This window comes from Pseudomonas sp. UBA1879 (assembly GCF_002338065.1).
Taxonomy (GTDB): Bacteria; Pseudomonadota; Gammaproteobacteria; order Pseudomonadales; family Pseudomonadaceae; genus Aquipseudomonas.
Genome location: NZ_DDHJ01000016.1, coordinates 108994 through 126749 on the forward strand (window position 1 = coordinate 108994; position 17756 = coordinate 126749).

Here is a 17756-nt window from a genome sequence, read left to right on the forward strand (position 1 = left end):
GAGCCATCATGGCTGACCGTCACGACTACGTGGCCCTGGAGTGGGTCAAGGGCGAAATCGCCGACACCTTGAAGCACGCCCGGCAGGCGCTCGACATTTTCGTCGCCCGGCCTCACGACCCGGCGGCCATGGACGTCTGCCTGGGCTTCATTCATCAGGTGCACGGCAGCCTGCAAATGATCGAGTTCTACGGCGCCGCGCTGTTTGCCGAGGAGATCGAACAACTGGCGCTGGCCCTGCAACAAGGGCATGTGGGGCAGGAAACCGAGGCCATCCAACTGCTGAATCTGGCAATGAGCCAATTGCCGGTGTACCTGGACCGCGTGTATTCCGCCCGGCGAGATCTGCCGCTGGTGGTGCTGCCCTTGCTCAATGACCTGCGCAGCGCACGGGGCGAAAGCCTGCTCACGGAAACCAGCCTCTTCGCGCCGCAACTGCCGTCGATTCCCGCGCTGGACCCGCAGACACTGGCCGAGCGCGATATCCCCGAGCTCCCGGCGAAGCTGCGCAAGTTGCGCCAGACCCTGCAAACCGCGCTGGTCGGCCTGCTGCGCGAACAGGATGTGCAGACCCAGCTTGGCTACATGAGCAAGGTGTTCGGTCGCCTTGAAGCGCTTTGCAAGGACGCGCCGCTGGAGCCGCTGTGGCGCATCGCGTCTGCGTTGGTCGAGACCATGGCGGGTGGCCATTTCACCAACAGCCCGGCGCTGCGCAGCCTGTTCAGAGATGCAGACAAGGAACTCAAGCGGCTGCTGGAGCAGGGCATCGCGGGCATCAATCAGCCCGCCCCGGATGAATTGCTGAAAAGCCTGCTGTTTTACATCGCCAAATCGGACAGTCAGGCGCAAAGGATGATGGATTTGAAGGACCAATACGGCCTGGCCGATGCCCTGCCCGAAAGTGCGCTGGTGGATGAAGAGCGCGCCCGCATGGCCGGCCCTGACCGAGACGCGATGCGCTCGGTGATCATCGCCTTGTGCGATGAACTGGTGCGCACCAAAGAGCGCTTGGACGTCTTCGTGCGTGGCGACCGGCAGCACGTGAGCGAGCTCAACGCTTTGCTGCCGCCGCTTCGGCAGATTGCCGACACCTTGGCGGTGCTGGGTTTCGGCCAGCCGCGCAAAGTCATCATCGATCAACTGACCGTGGTGCAGGGCATGGCACAAGGTCAGCGGGAACCCGACGACCCCACGCTGATGGACGTTGCCGGTGCCTTGCTTTACGTCGAAGCGACCCTGGCAGGCATGGCAGGTACCGTCGATCAAAGCAGCCCCGAAGAAAGCCGCCTGCCCACCACCGACCTGAGTCAGATTCATCAGTTGGTGATCAAGGAAGCTCGCGCGGTCTTGCAGCAGGCCAAGGATGCAATCGACGACTACGTTGATGGCGAGCGAGATCGCGAGCGCCTGGCCCCGCTGTCTGCGCAATTGACGCAGGTGCGCGGCGCGCTGGCGATGATTCCGCTGGCACGCGCGTCGGGGCTGTTGGCGGCGTGCGACGCATACATCGCCGAGCATCTGTTGAAGGACGGCGAGCGCCCGGCCTGGTCGCAGCTGGACCACTTGGCGGACGTCATCATCGGCATCGAGTATTACCTGGAGCGAATGGCCGAAGACCCGGAGGCGCCGGGCGAGCATGTGCTGGATCTGGCTCAGGAGAGCCTCGCAAAACTCGGGTATGCCCCTGTTGCGGATGCTGACGTGCCGGTACTCGACGAGATCGTGGATGACGAGCAACCGTCCGAATCGGGTTCCGCGAATGAAGGCCAGAGCATCGCCCAGGTGCTGGCCAGGCCCGTGTCCGCCGTCAACCCGCCTGCGCGCCATGTGCCCGCCAGTCTTCTGCCGCCGCCCAAAGACGAGCCGCCCGTCGACGATGAACTGCGTGATGTCTTTCTCGAAGAAACCGACGAAGTCCTCCAGGCGCTGCACGAATACCTGCCGCGCTGGCTGCACGACGCCGAGAACATCTCGGCGCTGGCCGAAATGCGACGGGCGTTTCACACGCTCAAAGGCAGCGGGCGCATGGTCCGTGCGCTGATCATTGCTGAGTTGGCCTGGTCGATGGAGAACCTGCTCAATCGCGTGTTGGAGCACAGCGTCGAACCCACCGCGCAGGTCCAGCAGTTGTTACGCGACGTGCTGATGCTGCTGCCAGACGTCATTCGTGATTTCGCCGAAGACGTTCAACGTCAGCGTGATGACGTCGACCTTCTCGCCGCGCGCGCCCACGCGCTGGCCCAAGGCGAAAGCGAAGTGTCCGAGTTGTCGGCGCCTGCCCCGGTCGTCGAAGCGGAAGACGAAGCCTTCGACCCACAATTGCTGGAGATTTTTCGTCAGGAAGCCCAGACCCATCTGGACGCGCTCAACCGCTATCTGCATGAGGCAGAGCGTGAAGCGTCGCCCTCGTTCAGTGACGAACTGCTCCGCGCCCTGCACACCCTCAAAGGCAGTGCGTACATGGCGGGCGTGTTGCCGATGGCCGAACTTGCCAGCCCGCTCGATCAACTGGTGCGTGAGTTCAAGACCAACCTGATTGCCGTCGGCGAGCCGGAAATCCAGCTGCTGCGCTCGGCTGAGCCGCTGTTTCATAAGGGACTGGCGCAGTTGGACGTCGACCCGCTGATGCCCATCGAAGGCGCCGCAGCCCTGATTGCGTCGGCGCACGAGCTGCTCGATGAGCGCATGGCGGCGGCCCTCAACGCCGATAACAACGGCCTGCGCATCCGCCGCAATCCGCAAATACTCGCCAGCTTCCTGGCCGAAGGCATGGACATCCTGCTGGACGCCGAAAGCCTGCTCAAACGCTGGCGCCAGCATCCGCGGGAACGGCAGGAACTCAACGCGCTGCTCGACGAGCTGACTATGCTCGGGCACGGTGCGCACATGGCCGATCTGCCGCAGGTCGATGAACTGTGTGAAGCCTTGCTTGACCTGTATGGCGCTGTTGAAGAAAGCAGCCTGGCGGTCAGCGAACGCTTCTTTCATGAGGCCGAAAACGCCCACGAAGCGCTGATCAACATGCTCGATCAGGTCGCGGCCGGTCAGCAGGTCGAGCCCTGCCCGGAGCGGGTGAGCGCGCTACGCGAGTTGCTGGAAGAGGGGCTGGACCCCGAGGCCATGGGCGTGATCGAGAGCGATGGCGGGCTGGCGACCCGGGTTACCGAACTGAGCGAGGCCACGGGCAGCCTCGATGCTGAAGCGGACCCCGCGAAGTCAGTGCGCGACGACATCGATCAGGAAATCGTCGACATCTTTCTCGAAGAGGCCGTCGATATCCTCGACAGCGCAGGCCATGCGCTGCAGCGTTGGCTGGATGATCCCGACAATCCATCACCGCTGTCGTCGCTGCAACGTGACCTGCACACCCTCAAGGGCGGGGCGCGCATGGCTGAAATAGGCCCCGTTGGCGACTTAGGGCATGAGCTTGAGTCGCTCTACGAAAGCCTGATTGACCGTCGTTGCAGTCACACGCCAGCCCTGGCGGACCTGCTGATCCGCAGCCACGATCATCTGGCGTTGATGCTCGAACAGCTGCAAAACCGCAGCGCGTTGGCTTCGCCGCTGGCGCTGATCGATTCGATTCGTGAGTTTCGTCAAACGACCGGCCACGCCATGCCCCCGGAGAGCGAGCCGCGCAATGTCGGTTCGATGATCCAGCCGCTGGACGAGCGCGATCCGGAACTGTTGGAGATCTTTCTCGAAGAGGCCGACGACATCATTGAAAGCTCCAGCGCTGCGCTGGTGCGCTGGCAGGCGGACCCGCACAACACCGTTGAAGTGGAAAACCTGCTGCGCGACTTGCACACGCTCAAGGGCGGCGCGCGGATGGTGGAAATTGCACCGATTGGCGACCTCGCCCATGAGCTTGAGTCGCTGTACGAAGGCCTCGCCTCCGGCACGTTGAAGAACAGCGCGTTGCTCAACGGCCTGCTGCAAAGCGGGCACGACATGCTCGCCGACATGGTTGATGCCGTGCGTGGTTATGAACCGCTGCCCAACCCGGCGCTGCTGATCGACAGCATCGCGCATTATTCGTCTTCGGGCGGAGCAGCCTCCGGCGCCATTCAAGAAACCCTCGGCAAACCGCAAGACGCTGCCGTTGTCGCTGCGCCGCCTGCCGTCGAGCCCGCGCCTGCGCCACCGGATGCCGAGGGCGAGCGCGCCGGGCCGGAAATGGTCAAGGTGCCTGCCGAGCAGTTGGAGGATCTGGTCAACCTTGCCGGGGAAACCTCAATCTTCCGGGGACGCATCGAGCAGCAGGTCAGCGACGCTCAGATCACCCTTGTCGAGATGGAAACCACCATCGAGCGGATGCGCGACCAGTTGCGTCGTCTGGATATCGAGACTCAGGGCCGGATTCTCAGCCGCGATCATCACACCGAGCGGCAGGGGTATGAAGAGTTCGACCCGCTGGAAATGGACCGGCATTCCCAGTTGCAGCAATTGTCCCGCGCGCTGTTCGAGTCGGCGTCCGACCTGATGGACCTTAAGGAGACCCTCGACAGCCGTACTCACGAGGCGGAAACGCTGCTGTCGCAGCAGGCGCGCGTCAACACCGAGCTTCAGGAAAACCTGATGCGCACGCGCATGGTGCCTTTCGAGCGGATGGTGCCGCGTCTGCGCCGTATCGTGCGGCAGGTGTCGGGAGAGCTGCACAAAAAGGTGACATTCGATGTGGTCAACGCCGAGGGCGAAATGGACCGCAACGTCCTGGAGCGCATGGTCGCGCCGCTCGAACACATGCTGCGCAATGCCATCGACCATGGCTTGGAAAGCACCGAAAAACGCCTCGCCGCTGGCAAGCCCGAATCGGGTCACATCACCCTGAGCCTCGCCCACCAAGGCAGCGACATCGTCATTGAGCTGAGCGACGACGGCGCGGGTGTCGATTTCGAAGCCGTGCGGCGCAAGGCGATCAAGCGCGGCCTGATCAGCCCCGAGGCCGAGCTGAGCGAACACGACACGTTGCAGTTCATCCTTCAGGCCGGGTTTTCGACCGCCGAGACCATCACACAGATTTCCGGCCGTGGCGTGGGCATGGACGTCGTGCACGCCGAAGTGAAAGAGCTGGGCGGCTCGATGGTCATCGATTCGAAGTCCGGGCAGGGCGCGCGTTTCCGCATTCGCCTGCCGTTTTCCGTGTCGGTCAATCGAGCGCTGATGGTGCAGTGCGGCGAAGAGCAGTACGCGGTGCCGCTGAACAGCGTCGAAGGCATCGTGCGGGTCATGCCCGGCGAGCTCGAAGCGTATTACCAGTCGACGCCGCCGCGTTACCAATATGGCGAGCGGACCTACGAACTGCGCTACCTCGGTGAGCTGCTGAACAATGGCCAGCCGCCGACACTCATGGGTCAGACCCAGCCGCTGCCGGTCCTGCTGGTGCATGTGCATGATCAGTGGGTGGCCGTTCAGGTGGATGCCTTGATGGGCTCGCGGGAAATCGTGGTCAAGAACCTCGGCCCGCAGTTCGCCGGCGTGCAGGGGATTTCCGGGGCGACCATCCTCGGTGACGGGCGTGTGGTGCTGATCCTCGACCTGTTTGCCCATATCCGCCGTCTGCACGCGCAGATGTTGGTGTCGGGGCAAACGCCGGTCCGCTATGTCGAGCCCGAACAGACGCGTCCGCTCTTGGTGCTGGTGGTCGACGACTCGGTCACCGTGCGCAAGGTGACGGGCCGTTTGCTGGAGCGTAACGGTATGAACGTGTTGACCGCCAAAGATGGCGTGGACGCCATGGCGCTGCTTCAGGAACACACGCCTGACCTGATGCTGCTGGACATTGAAATGCCCCGCATGGACGGCTTCGAGGTCGCCAGCAAAGTGCGCGAGGACGAAGCGTTGAAGCACTTGCCGATCATCATGATCACCTCCCGCTCCGGCCAGAAACATCGGGATCGGGCCATGGCGCTAGGGGTCAACGACTATATGAGCAAGCCGTATCAGGAAGCGGCACTGCTGGAGAGCATCGCTCACTGGAGCCACGTGCATGTCTGACACCACGACCCAAACCGCACGCCTGACCAGCCTCACCGGCCTGCTCATCCCCCTGAGCGACCGCCACTTGCTGCTGCCCAACGTGGCCGTCGCCGAATTGATCGACTACCAGGACAGCGTCGCCGACGCCACTGCACCCAAGTGGTACCTCGGCCCCATCAACTGGCGCCACCGCAGCCTGCCGCTGCTCTGCTTCGAAGCCGCCTGCGGCAACCGCGCCAAGGTCGGCGGGCGAGCGCGCATTGTCGTCCTCAACGCTCTGGGCGGCAGGCCAGACCTGAAATTCATCGCCTTGCTGACTCAAGGCATTCCCCGCTCCTGCAAGCTGGACAGTCAGCTCAGTTATGTCGACGTGCCGCTTTCCGCGCTCGAACTGGCGGCGGTCCAGGTGGGCGAGACGGTGGCGAAAGTGCCGGATCTGGTGGGGTTAGAGCAGTGGTTGGTGGAGGCGGGGTTGGTGTAGAAGGCATTTGCGTGGATACCGATGCCGCGCCGTTATTCTGCGTGGGGGGTTGCGCAAAACCGATACGCGGGTGCCGAATGCCAACCCTATCGATCTACACGTTGGTGCAGCACCCTCAAAATTTGAATTTCATTATTTTTTACTCGATAGGGCGCCACGTAGGGGTATCGGGTGAAAACGAACTCCCTGATATCCGGCGATTGAGAGGGTCGTCCTAATCCGGTGAATGTCATGAGGGGCTCCAGTGCCTCTAGCATCTCGATCACGATGCGGTTGGCCGCTTCAAGCCCTGAATTGCCTGTGTAATAGTCGTGTAAAGCTTCCAGATCGCTTTGCGCCTTATCAGTCAGGGCTATTTTCAGCACGCTTCACCCACTTTTCTTTTACGGAATTCAGATCGGTCAGATTGTTCGCGTCGGCATCTGCGATCCCCTCCGCAATCGCCTGCAGATGCCAGAGCTCAGCATCCAGATACCGGCTCAGCGCTCGTTTCAGGTGGTATTGACGATCACGTTCGGTGGCTTCGGCCAGTTGGTCGAGCTTGCTCAGCATTTCTTCATCGGTTCGAAATGACAAAACGGGTGATGGCATAGAGCCCCCTGAATTGGAGTGGTTGTATACATCGTATACAGTCTCCACAACTGTAGGCAGGTGATACGCAAAGGGCAATTCCGGAGTGGTTGGCACAGGCTTCAGTTTGATCATTTGAAAGGGCAGAGGTTAGCGAGCCGGTTCAGATGAAGGTGGTACATATTTATCGCCCTTCGACGATGCCTACGCTGGACTATGAGCCGAATAAAACGCATATTCGGCTCATTATATGAGCCATATGCACCCGATATTCGGCTCACGCACGGCGAGGATTTCTATGAATCAGTCTGTCGAATGGATCTGGCAACACGCCGGATGGCCCCATTTCAATTGGGACGACGGGCTATTAGCACCTCTGTTGCGGGCCTGTAATAAAGCCCAGGGAGGGCTGCTGGGCATGCTTCGCATCTCGGATGTCACTGCCAATGCGCAGACCGAACTCGATGCCTTGCTGCAAAACATCATCACCTCATCGGCCATTGAAGGTGAGCAACTGAATGCAGGCTCTGTGCGCTCTTCTCTGGCCAAGCGCCTCGGGCTCACTAGCGATGAGCGAGTTACGCCGCGCAGTGAAGGCCTTGCAGAATTGATGCTGGACGCCACTCAGCATTACGACGCACCTCTGACGTTCGCCCGACTGATGCATTGGCATCGTTTGCTCTTTCCCGAAGTTGATTCACTGCTAGCCAAAGGCGTAAGCGTCGGGACGTTACGGGGGAGTGAGCCGATGCAGGTGGTGTCCGGGCGGATTGATCGACCCATCGTTCATTTCGAGGCGCCCGGGCGTGGGGGGCTAGAAGCGCAGCTGGGTGATTTCTTCGACTGGTTCAACGCCAGCCGCACGAACAATGCGCTGGACCCCATGCTGCGCGCGGGAATTGCGCATTTCTGGTTCGTAACGCTCCACCCCTTCGATGACGGCAACGGCCGCCTGACCCGCGCGATTACGGATCTGGCGCTGGCGCAGGCCGATCACCAGGCCATTCGGTTTTATGCCATGTCCGCAATCATCCTGAGTACGAGGCAAAGTTACTACCGCGTTCTGGAGTCGAGCCAGCGCAGCGGTCTGGATATCACACCTTGGCTGACCTGGTTTCTGGAGACTTTACTCAGCGCGCTCGAACAGGCGATGCAGCGTATCGATCGCGTGCTGGCCAACGCTCGGTTCTGGCACCAGCATCGGGAGGACGGTCTTTCCCCGGAGCAGATCAAGGTACTCACCCGGCTTCTCAACGGCGACGTACTGGTCGAAAAGCCTGGTATGGGATTCGCCGGAGGCATCAGTGCCGCCCAATACCAGGCCGTCGCGAAGGTCAGCAAGGCCACCGCGACTCGCCATTTAACAGATCTGCTGGAAAAGGGGTGTCTGATGAAGCTACCGGGCGGTGGACGCAATACGCGTTATCAGATCAGCCGCTAGAGCGCCGATCATTACTCCCACCGTAACGATCCGCGCTGTTGCTTGATTGATGCCCATGGCCCGGCGTCCTACTGTGGCCCACGACAGCGAACTCGTGGAGTCAGCATGACGACTACAACAAAACTTGACCCGCGCTGGTCGCGTCGTCGCAGCGAAAAGCAGCGGCGGCTCGAGCAAGTGCGTTCCCTCGCCGACGGTGTGGTTCTGCCCACCGACAAGATCGTCGCGGCGTTGGAGGCGTTGATTGCCCCCGGTGATCGCGTGGTGCTCGAAGGTAACAACCAGAAACAGGCAGATTTCCTTTCTCGGTCGCTGGTCAAGGCCGATCCCGCCAAGCTGCACGATCTGCACATGATCATGCCCAGCGTGGGGCGTGCCGAGCATCTGGACCTCTTCGAACGTGGCATTGCCCGCAAGCTCGACTTTTCGTTTGCCGGTACGCAAAGCCTGCGCATCAGCCAGTTGCTGGAAGACGGCTTGCTGGAAATCGGCGCGATTCATACGTACATCGAGCTGTATTCCCGACTGCTGGTCGACTTGATTCCCAACGTCGTGCTGTCTGCCGGGTTCATGGCCGACCGCGCAGGCAATATCTACACCGGCGCCAGCACCGAAGACACCCCGGCCCTGATCGAGCCTGCCGCCTTCAGCGACGGCATCGTCATCGTGCAGGTGAATCAGCTGGTGGACGACGTCAGCGACCTGCCGCGCGTGGACATTCCGGCATCGTGGGTCGATTTTGTCGTCGTGGCCGACAAGCCGTTCTACATCGAGCCGTTGTTCACCCGAGATCCGCGCCACATCAAGCCGGTGCATGTGTTGATGGCGATGATGGCGATTCGTGGCATCTACGAAAAACACAACGTTCAGTCGCTGAACCACGGCATCGGTTTCAACACCGCCGCCATCGAACTGATTCTGCCGACCTACGGTGAGTCGCTGAGGCTGAAAGGCAAGATCTGCCGCAATTGGACCCTCAATCCGCATCCCACGTTGATCCCGGCCATCGAAAGCGGTTGGGTCGAAAGCGTGCATTGTTTCGGCACTGAATTGGGCATGGAGAACTACATCGCCGCCCGTCCGGACGTGTTCTTCACCGGTCACGACGGCTCGATGCGCTCCAACCGCATGATGTGCCAACTGGCAGGCCAATACGCGGTGGACCTGTTCATCGGCGCCACGCTGCAAGTCGATGGCGACGGGCATTCCTCGACCGTGACCCGTGGCCGTCTGGCCGGTTTCGGTGGCGCGCCAAACATGGGCCACGACCCGCGCGGTCGGCGCCATAGCACCCCGGCGTGGCTCGACATGCGTCAGCAAAATCCGGACACCGACGCTTACCTCGAGCGCGGCAAAAAGCTGGTCGTGCAGATGGTCGAAACCTTCCAGGAAGGCGGCAAGCCCACCTTCGTCGAAACGCTCGATGCCGTGGGCGTGGCGAAAAAAAGCGGCATGCCACTGGCGCCGATCATGGTTTACGGCGACGACGTTACGCACTTGTTGACCGAAGAGGGCATCGCCTACCTGTACAAGGCGCGCAGCCTCGAAGAGCGTCAGGCGATGATCGCCGCTGTGGCAGGCGTGACGTCCATTGGCTTGCGCCATAACACCAAAGACACCGCACGGATGCGCCGCGAGGGATTGATCGCGCTGCCCGAAGATTTAGGTATCCGTCGCACCGACGCCAGCCGCGAATTACTGGCGGCCAAGAGCATTGCCGAGTTGGTGGAATGGTCCGGTGGTTTGTACAACCCGCCTGCGAAATTCAGGAGCTGGTGATGCGCGGACTCAATGTTGCATTCGACCAGACGCCGCGTTCCCTGCCCTTGGCTGAGCGATTGGCAGACTTGGCAGTGGACGCGTTGATCGACGAAGCCGACCTCTCGCCCAAGCCCGCATTGGTAGACCGTCGCAGCAGTGGCGCCCACAAGGACCTGCACCTGGGCTTGATGCACGCGTCGGCATTGTCGCTGTGGCCTGCTTTTAAAGCGATGGCTGAGGCGGCCATCGAGATTGGCGAGATCAACCAGCCGCTGCGCGAAGCCATCGGCCGCATCGGGCGCGAAGGCGAAGCGGTGATGATGCGGACCACCTCGGGCGTGAACACCCACCGGGGCGCGATCTGGGCTCTGGGGTTGTTGGTCTCGGCGGCAGCGCTCGATCCCGCTGATCTGTCGCCCGCCGGGTTGGGATTGCGCGCAGGCTGTCTGGCGTTGATCGAAGACCGCCACCTGCCGGTCACTCACAGCCATGGCGCTGAAGTGGCACAAAAATTCGGCGCGATGGGCGCTAGAGAGCAGGCGCAAATGGGCTTTCCGGCCGTGACTCAAACCGGCTTGCCGCAACTCGAACGCAGTCGCGCGCAAGGTGCTGGCGAGCAGAACGCTCGTCTCGACGCACTGCTGGCGATCATGACCACCTTGGCTGACACCTGCGTGCTGTATCGCGCAGGCGAACAAGGCTTGCAGGCCATGCAGCTGGGCGCGCAGCGGGTGCTGGATGCGGGCGGCAGCGCGAGCCTTAGCGGTCGTCGCGCGTTGCATGCGTTGGATCAGCAACTGCTGAGCCTGAATGCCTCTCCCGGTGGCGCAGCTGACTTGCTCGCCGCCTGCCTGTTTATCGATTGCCTCGAGCCTGCGCTCGGCAATGACGCGAGGATCGTTTGAAATGGAAACCTTGTCCTTTGAATTTCCCGCCGGCCAGCCGCCATTGGGGCGTGCACTGGTGGGCTGTGTCGGATCCGGCGACCTTGAAGTGCTGCTGGAGCCCGGTTCGCCCGGCAAATTGACGATTCAGGTGCTGACCTCGGTCAACGGCAGTTCGGCACGCTGGCAGAACCTGTTCGAGCGCATGTTCGACGGTCAGACGCCGCCTGCGCTGAGCATCGACATTCACGATTTCGGCGCGACCCCGGGTGTGGTGCGTTTGCGACTGGAGCAGGGCTTCGAGGAGATCGGTCATGACTGACAGCGCTCGCTTGTTGCAACAACACAGCTTCGTCGAACTCGGCTCCCGGCAGCGCGCCCGCGCACTGCTCGACGAAGGCAGCTTTCGTGAATTGATCGATCCCTTTGCGCGGGTCACTTCGCCTTGGCTGGCCAAGCAAGGCGTGGTGCCCCAGGCCGATGACGGCGTGGTGGTCGCCAAAGGCTCTATCGGTGGTCAGCCGGTGGTGATCTGCGCCATTGAAGGCGCGTTCCAGGGCGGCAGTATGGGCGAAGTCGGCGGCGCAAAGATGGCCGGTGCGTTGGAGTTGGCAGCCGAAGACAACCGCAAAGGCATCCCCACCGCCGCTGTCTTGCTGCTGGAAACCGGCGGCGTGCGCTTGCAGGAGGCCAATCTTGGGCTTGCCGCGATTGCAGAGATTCACGCGGCGATCGTTGATCTGCGTCGGTACCAACCGGTGATCGGCGTGGTCGCAGGCAGCGTCGGCTGCTTTGGCGGCATGTCCATCGCTGCGGGGTTGTGCAGCTATCTGGTGGTGACGCAGGAAGCGCGTTTGGGGCTCAACGGCCCGCAAGTCATCGAGCAGGAGGCGGGCATCGAAGAGTACGACTCCCGCGACCGGCCCTTCATCTGGAGCCTCACGGGAGGCGAACAGCGCTTTGCCAGCGGTTTGGTCGATGGGTACGTCGCTGACGATATCGCCGCCATTTCGGCGCAGGTGAAAACCTTGCTGCAGAAAGGCAGACCCGAGCAGGAGCGCAGCAGCCAATACGGTCTGTTCCTGCAGCGTCTTTCGACGCTGGACACCACGTCGCAGATCGACCCCGCCGCCGTGCGTGCACTGTATGAAGGAGAGCAGCCATGAGTGCATCGACCCGTGGTTTGAACTGGTTCAACGCCTTGAGCGCGGGGGCCGCCGAGGTGGTCGGCCTACCCGCATCGGTGAAGGCGGCCGACGGTCAATTGGGGGATTATCCTGCGCGTTTCCTGGCTGTGGTCGCAGACTCGGACAACCGTTTTCCACGCGCGCAAAACGGCGAGGTCGGACTGCTGGAAGGCTGGGGTCTGGCAAAGGCTGTAGACGCTGCCATCGAGCTGGATGGGCAGAACCCACAGAAACGCGCGCTGATCGCCATTATCGACGTACCGAGTCAGGCCTATGGGCGTCGCGAAGAAGCCTTGGGCATTCATCAGGCGCTGGCCGGGGCGGTCGATGCTTATGCCCGCGCCCGGCTGGCGGGGCACCCTGTGATCGGCTTGCTGGTGGGCAAGGCCATGTCGGGCGCCTTTCTCGCCCATGGCTATCAAGCCAACCGCCTGATTGCCCTGCGCGACCCCGGCGTGATGGTGCATGCCATGGGCAAGGCGTCGGCGGCGCGGGTCACGTTGCGCAGCGTCGAGGAGCTGGAAAAACTCGCCGCGAGCATTCCGCCGATGGCCTACGACATCGACAGTTATGCAGGGCTTGGTCTGCTGTGGGAAACGCTTTCGGTGAGTCAGATCGAACAGCCTTCCGCGAGCGACATTGCCACTGTTGAAGGGTGTCTGATCGCAGCGGTCAAAGACGTTCAAGGCAGCAGCAACGACCTGAGTTCGCGCCTGGGTGCGCCGAATCGCGCAGCTTCTTCAAAGGTGCGTGAACTGCTGCGGGCGCAGTGGTAATGAGCCTCAACCGGCCCGTGCAGCCTCACGATCTGTTGTGGGGGATGCCAGTAGCGGCTTTGCCTGCCGACGCTCCGGCGTGGGTGAGCGACGTCGTTGGTCTCGGGCATCCGGTCGTTGTGCGTCGGGCAAAGGTCGCCGAGGGATGGGTGGCAGTGGGCGTGCGCGGGCGTTCCCGGGATCAGCGCTTCGCCGCCCTGATGAAACTGTCCGACGTCACGCGCTGCATCAAGCCTGAGCAACTGGTCGATGCGGTGGATCACGTCGAGGCTGATTGGCCTGCCTTGCGTGCGCTTAAACACATTCGCCCTGTGCTTGATGCAATGCACTTACCTTGGGGTGTCGCAGGCGGCGCGGGGTTCGAGTTGGCGACCAGCATCAAAGTGCTGCATCAGGACAGCGACCTCGACCTGATTTTGCGCGCCGAGCAATGCTTCAGTCGCCACCGCGCTGCCGCGCTGATTGAAGCGCTGGAGGGCGCGGCGTGCCGCATCGACCTGCAATTACAAACCCCTTTCGGCGCCGTTGCCTTGCGTGAGTGGGCCGGATCGGCGCGGCAGGTGTTGCTCAAGGCTGACGATGGCGCGCGGTTGGTCAGCAATCCGTGGCAGCTTCAGGAGCGCGCAGCATGAGCAGCTTTTGGGCGTTTCCCGGTCAAGGCGCGCAGCAGGCGGGCATGTTGCACGCGCTGCCGAACAGTCCGTTGATCGACGAATGCCTGCGCGAAGCCAGCGACGCGTTGAATGAAGACGTGCGCGCGCTGGATTCAAACGAAGCACTGCAATCGACCCGCGCCGTTCAGCTGTGTCTGTTGATCGCCGGGGTCGCCTGTTCGCGGCTGCTGATGGCGCAGGACATCAAGCCGGATTACCTCGCAGGCCTCTCGATTGGCGCCTACCCGGCCGCTGTAATTGCCGGTGCGCTGAGCTTTGCCGACGCGGTGCGGCTGGTGGCGCTGCGTGGCGAACTGATGCAAACCGCCTATCCACAGGGCTATGGCATGACCGCGTTGATCGGTTTGGATCAGGGCACGGTGGAAGCGTTGATTCAGCAGATTCACGGCGCCGGCACGCCGGTGTACTTGGCCAACATCAACGCCGACAACCAATTCGTCATCGCTGGCAGCGATGACGCCATGGCCAATGTGGCGGCCTTGGCGAAAGAGAAGGGCGCTGCTGCGGCGAAACGGCTGGCGGTCAGCGTGCCGTCCCACTGTGAGCTGCTGAGTGAACCGGCGCAGACGCTGGCCGACGCCTTCGCTCAAGTGTCGATCCAGGCCCCGACCCTGAAATACCTGAGTGGCAGCACGGCCCGTCCGCTGTTCACTGCCGATAAATTGCGCGACGACCTGGCCTTCAATATGTGCCGCGTTATCGATTGGCGCAGCACTGTGCAGACCGCGTACGAGCGCGGCGCACGTCTGCAGATCGAATTGCCGCCCGGCACCGTGCTGACCGGGCTGGGGCGAAAAGTCTTCGAACAAGGATCGGCTGTCGCCTTCCAGGGCGCCCGGCTGGATACGCTGAGCGCGCTGTCGCGAGAGGAGGAACGTCGCCACCCCTAAAAATGGTTGCTGCTTTCGAAGGAACACAACAACAACAACTTCGACGATTGAGGGCAAGAACAATGGTTATCTACGGCGTTGCGTTACTGGCTATCTGCACCCTCGCGGGGGTGATTCTCGGTGATCTGCTTGGCGTGCTGCTGGGCGTCAAATCCAACGTGGGCGGTGTCGGGATCGCGATGATCCTGCTGATCTGCGCCCGTCTCTACATGCAAAAACGCGGTGGCATGAGTGAAGGCTGCGAAATGGGCGTCGGCTTCTGGGGCGCGATGTACATTCCGGTCGTCGTGGCCATGGCGGCCCAGCAAAACGTCGTCACCGCCCTGAAAGGCGGTCCGATTGCGGTCATTGCTGCCGTTGGCTCGGTGATCGTCTGTGGTTGCACGATTGCGATCATCAGTCGCACTAATAAAGGCGCGCCGCTGCCCAGCGAGGACGAAGTCGCCACAGACGCTGCGGTGATCACGCCGACCGTCTCCCCAGTGGGAGGCCGTTGATATGTGGGATCTCATTCAGAAAGATTTGATCAGCCAGGGTCTGGTCACTGCCTTTGCCGTGGTGGGCGTGGTGATGTGGATTTCCGTGGTGCTGTCCAAGCGACTGACCTTCGGGCGCATTCACGGCTCGGCCATCGCCATCGTGATCGGCCTGGTGCTGGCGTGGGTCGGCGGGATGATGACGGGCGGGCAAAAAGGGCTCGCGGATCTGGCGCTGTTTTCCGGCATCGGTCTCATGGGTGGCGCGATGTTGCGCGACTTCGCCATCGTTGCCACGGCGTTTGAAGTGCAGGCGACCGAGGCGAAAAAGGCCGGTTTGATCGGCGCGTTCTCGTTGTTCCTCGGCACCGTGCTGCCGTTCATCGTGGGCTGCAGCGTTGCCTATGCGTTCGGCTATCGCGATGCCGTGAGCATTACCACCATCGGTGCAGGCGCAGTGACGTACATCGTCGGCCCTGTGACTGGCGCGGCCTTGGGCGCGACGTCGGACGTGATGGCATTGTCGATTGCCACCGGTTTGATCAAGGCGATTCTGGTGATGGTCGGCACGCCGATGGCGGCGCGCTGGATGGGCCTGGACAACCCGCGTTCAGCAATGGTGTTTGGTGGTCTGGCCGGCACGGTCAGCGGCGTGACCGCAGGGTTGGCCGCAACGGATCGGCGATTGGTGCCGTACGGCGCGCTGACTGCGACGTTTCACACCGGGCTGGGCTGCTTGCTCGGGCCGTCGCTGCTGTATTTCATCGTGCGCGGGATCTTGGGCTGATCGTCAGGCGAGCCAGAGGCGGTTTTTGCTTTTGATTCTGGCCGACGGCTCGCTGGCGAAGGCAGCGTGACAGGCGACCTGGATGTTGCTGCCCCGACGCTTTCGCCAGCAAGCCGGCTCCCACAGAGGCTGTGCAGCTGATTCAGATCTCGGTCAACCTATTCGAATACATCCGGCACTCCGCCAGTAGCGCCAGCAGATTCGGATCGCGCTCGCGGGCTTTGAGGAACACCAGTCCGATGTGCTGCTGCATGCGGTAACGCCCTTGCAGCGGTATCAAGCGGACGCGGTTTTCGTAGACCGCCGCGATCCGCCCCGGCAGCAGCGCGTAACCCACCCCGGAACTGACCATGCTCAGCAGCGTGAAAATATCGTTCACCTGCATCGCCACCTTCGGCTCGAAACCCGCCTGTTCGAACACCCGCGTGCCATCACGGTGAGTGGCGAAGCCCTGGGTCAGGGTGATGAACGTCATTTCCCGCAGGTCTGCCAAGTCCACTTCGGCCTGCTGGGCAAACGGCGAATCGGCAGGCGTGGCGAGGAAAATGTCGTCGGAAAACAGCGGCAGTTGCTCGCAGTCAGGGTCGTTAACGCTCTCGTTCAGCGATACCAGAATCGCATCGACTTCCATGTTCTTCAGCTTGTAGAACAGGTCGATGTTCGAACCCAGAATCAGGTCGATATTCAACTCGCTGCGACGCAGTTTCAGCCCCATGATCAACTGCGGCACGGTCTTCACCGTCAGCGAGTACAGCGCTCCCAGCTTGAAACGTGCCGCCGAAAATCCCGCTGCTGCGCGGGTCTGCTCTACCGTGCTCAACACGTCCTGCACCAGTTTTTGCGCCCTTTCTTCCAGCACATACGCGCTTTCCAGGGGAGTCAGGTTGCGTCCTTCATGTTTGAACAACGGACAGCGCAAGGCGTTTTCCAGCGAGTGAATCGCCCGGTGAACGCTGACAGTGCTGGTCTGCAACTCTACGGCGGCGCGGGCCAGATTGCCGGTGCGCATGAACGCCAGAAAGATTTCCAGCTTCTTGAGGGTCAGTTCTTCGTCGATCTGCATCGTGGCGTCCGCAGCGGCTCTTATTGTTTAAGCGCCTGATTGTGCCCAACTGACGCACGGCTGGCTGCATTAAATTCTCATTAACCCTGACACATGCATTGCGCTTTAGGGTCATAAGCTGGAGCCTTGTCGAGGGTCGTACAACTGAGAGAGGTTTGTTGCGGATGTACTACGGAGAAAAATTCAACGCCTGGACCCACCTCGTGGGCGCAGTGCTGGCCACCATCGGTGCCGTCTGGTTGCTGGTGATCGCGAGCCTGGCGGGCGATGTATGGAAGATCGTCAGCGTTGCGGTCTATGGCGTAGCGCTGGTGGTGCTGTACAGCGCCTCGACCGTGTATCACAGCGTGCGCGGCCGAGCGAAAGCGATCATGCAGAAAGTCGATCATTTTTCGATCTACCTGCTGATCGCCGGAAGCTACACGCCTTTTTGTCTGGTGACCCTGCGCGGACCGTGGGGCTGGACGCTGTTCGGCATCGTCTGGGGGCTGGCGCTGATCGGCATCCTGCAGGAGATCAAACCCCGTTCGGAAGCGCGAGTAATGTCCATCGTGATCTACGCCGTGATGGGCTGGATCGTGCTGGTGGCAGTCAAACCGTTGATGGCCGCCTTGGGCACGGCGGGGTTCACCTGGCTGGCGCTGGGCGGGGTGCTGTACACCGTCGGGATCATTTTCTTTGCCTACGACAAACGCTTCCGGCACTGGCACGGGATCTGGCACCTGTTCGTCATCGCCGGGAGTTTGCTGCATTTCGTGGCGATTACGCGCTACGTTCTCTAAGGCAAT

General features: G+C 61.8%; 16 protein-coding genes. 13 read left to right on the forward strand and 3 right to left on the reverse strand.

Annotated features, from left to right (window positions below; all coding sequences use genetic code 11):
* Positions 1-8: 8 nt before the first annotated feature.
* Positions 9-5996 (forward strand): Hpt domain-containing protein, encoded by a 5988-nt coding sequence (locus B3N48_RS18940; RefSeq protein ID WP_296186368.1) that lies wholly within the window; start codon positions 9-11, stop codon positions 5994-5996.
* Positions 5989-6459 (forward strand): chemotaxis protein CheW, encoded by a 471-nt coding sequence (locus B3N48_RS18945; protein WP_296186369.1) that lies wholly within the window; start codon positions 5989-5991, stop codon positions 6457-6459. Before B3N48_RS18940 ends, B3N48_RS18945 begins: the two co-directional genes overlap by 8 nt.
* An 86-nt stretch (positions 6460-6545) precedes the next feature.
* Here the strand turns inward: B3N48_RS18945 and B3N48_RS18950 are convergent, their stop codons facing one another.
* Positions 6546-6824 (reverse strand): type II toxin-antitoxin system RelE/ParE family toxin, encoded by a 279-nt coding sequence (locus B3N48_RS18950; protein WP_296186371.1) that lies wholly within the window; start codon positions 6822-6824, stop codon positions 6546-6548.
* A complete protein-coding gene (locus B3N48_RS18955; RefSeq protein ID WP_296186372.1) occupies positions 6802-7050 on the reverse strand; it encodes a CopG family ribbon-helix-helix protein in 249 nt (82 codons plus the stop codon). The genes B3N48_RS18950 and B3N48_RS18955 overlap by 23 nt, the downstream gene beginning before the upstream one ends.
* A gap of 277 nt (positions 7051-7327) precedes the next feature.
* On the opposite strand from B3N48_RS18955, the gene B3N48_RS18960 reads away from it, so the two are divergent.
* From B3N48_RS18960 to madM, 10 genes are all read left to right on the forward strand, one after another.
* Positions 7328-8470 (forward strand): Fic family protein, encoded by a 1143-nt coding sequence (locus B3N48_RS18960; RefSeq protein ID WP_296186374.1) that lies wholly within the window; start codon positions 7328-7330, stop codon positions 8468-8470.
* A gap of 105 nt (positions 8471-8575) precedes the next feature.
* Positions 8576-10249 (forward strand): malonate decarboxylase subunit alpha, encoded by a 1674-nt coding sequence (gene mdcA / locus B3N48_RS18965; protein WP_296186376.1) that lies wholly within the window; start codon positions 8576-8578, stop codon positions 10247-10249.
* Entirely contained in the window at positions 10249-11136 is an 888-nt protein-coding gene (locus B3N48_RS18970) for a triphosphoribosyl-dephospho-CoA synthase (protein WP_296186379.1), read from the forward strand. The genes mdcA and B3N48_RS18970 overlap by 1 nt, the downstream gene beginning before the upstream one ends.
* Before the next feature lies 1 nt (position 11137).
* Complete coding sequence (locus B3N48_RS18975) at positions 11138-11437, forward strand: malonate decarboxylase subunit delta (protein ID WP_296186382.1); 300 nt, start codon at positions 11138-11140, stop codon at positions 11435-11437.
* Complete coding sequence (locus tag B3N48_RS18980) at positions 11430-12281, forward strand: biotin-independent malonate decarboxylase subunit beta (RefSeq protein WP_296186384.1); 852 nt, start codon at positions 11430-11432, stop codon at positions 12279-12281. The genes B3N48_RS18975 and B3N48_RS18980 overlap by 8 nt, the downstream gene beginning before the upstream one ends.
* A complete protein-coding gene (mdcE, locus tag B3N48_RS18985) occupies positions 12278-13078 on the forward strand; it encodes a biotin-independent malonate decarboxylase subunit gamma (RefSeq protein ID WP_296186387.1) in 801 nt (266 codons plus the stop codon). Before B3N48_RS18980 ends, mdcE begins: the two co-directional genes overlap by 4 nt.
* Entirely contained in the window at positions 13072-13710 is a 639-nt protein-coding gene (locus tag B3N48_RS18990) for a malonate decarboxylase holo-ACP synthase (protein WP_414704259.1), read from the forward strand. The genes mdcE and B3N48_RS18990 overlap by 7 nt, the downstream gene beginning before the upstream one ends.
* Complete coding sequence (gene mdcH, locus B3N48_RS18995) at positions 13707-14642, forward strand: malonate decarboxylase subunit epsilon (RefSeq protein ID WP_296186391.1); 936 nt, start codon at positions 13707-13709, stop codon at positions 14640-14642. Before B3N48_RS18990 ends, mdcH begins: the two co-directional genes overlap by 4 nt.
* A 62-nt stretch (positions 14643-14704) precedes the next feature.
* A complete protein-coding gene (madL, locus tag B3N48_RS19000) occupies positions 14705-15139 on the forward strand; it encodes a malonate transporter subunit MadL (RefSeq protein WP_296186392.1) in 435 nt (144 codons plus the stop codon).
* Between the two features lies 1 nt (position 15140).
* Complete coding sequence (gene madM, locus B3N48_RS19005; RefSeq protein ID WP_296186393.1) at positions 15141-15905, forward strand: malonate transporter subunit MadM; 765 nt, start codon at positions 15141-15143, stop codon at positions 15903-15905.
* Positions 15906-16047: 142 nt separating this feature from the next.
* Here madM and B3N48_RS19010 read toward each other — a convergent pair whose 3' ends face one another.
* On the reverse strand, positions 16048-16968 hold the full coding sequence (locus B3N48_RS19010; RefSeq protein ID WP_296186395.1) for a LysR family transcriptional regulator: 921 nt from the start codon (positions 16966-16968) through the stop codon (positions 16048-16050).
* A 164-nt stretch (positions 16969-17132) separates the two neighbouring features.
* Here B3N48_RS19010 and trhA point away from each other — a divergent pair, with 164 nt between their 5' ends.
* Entirely contained in the window at positions 17133-17750 is a 618-nt protein-coding gene (gene trhA / locus B3N48_RS19015; protein WP_296186397.1) for a PAQR family membrane homeostasis protein TrhA, read from the forward strand.
* The last annotated feature ends 6 nt before the right edge of the window (positions 17751-17756 follow it).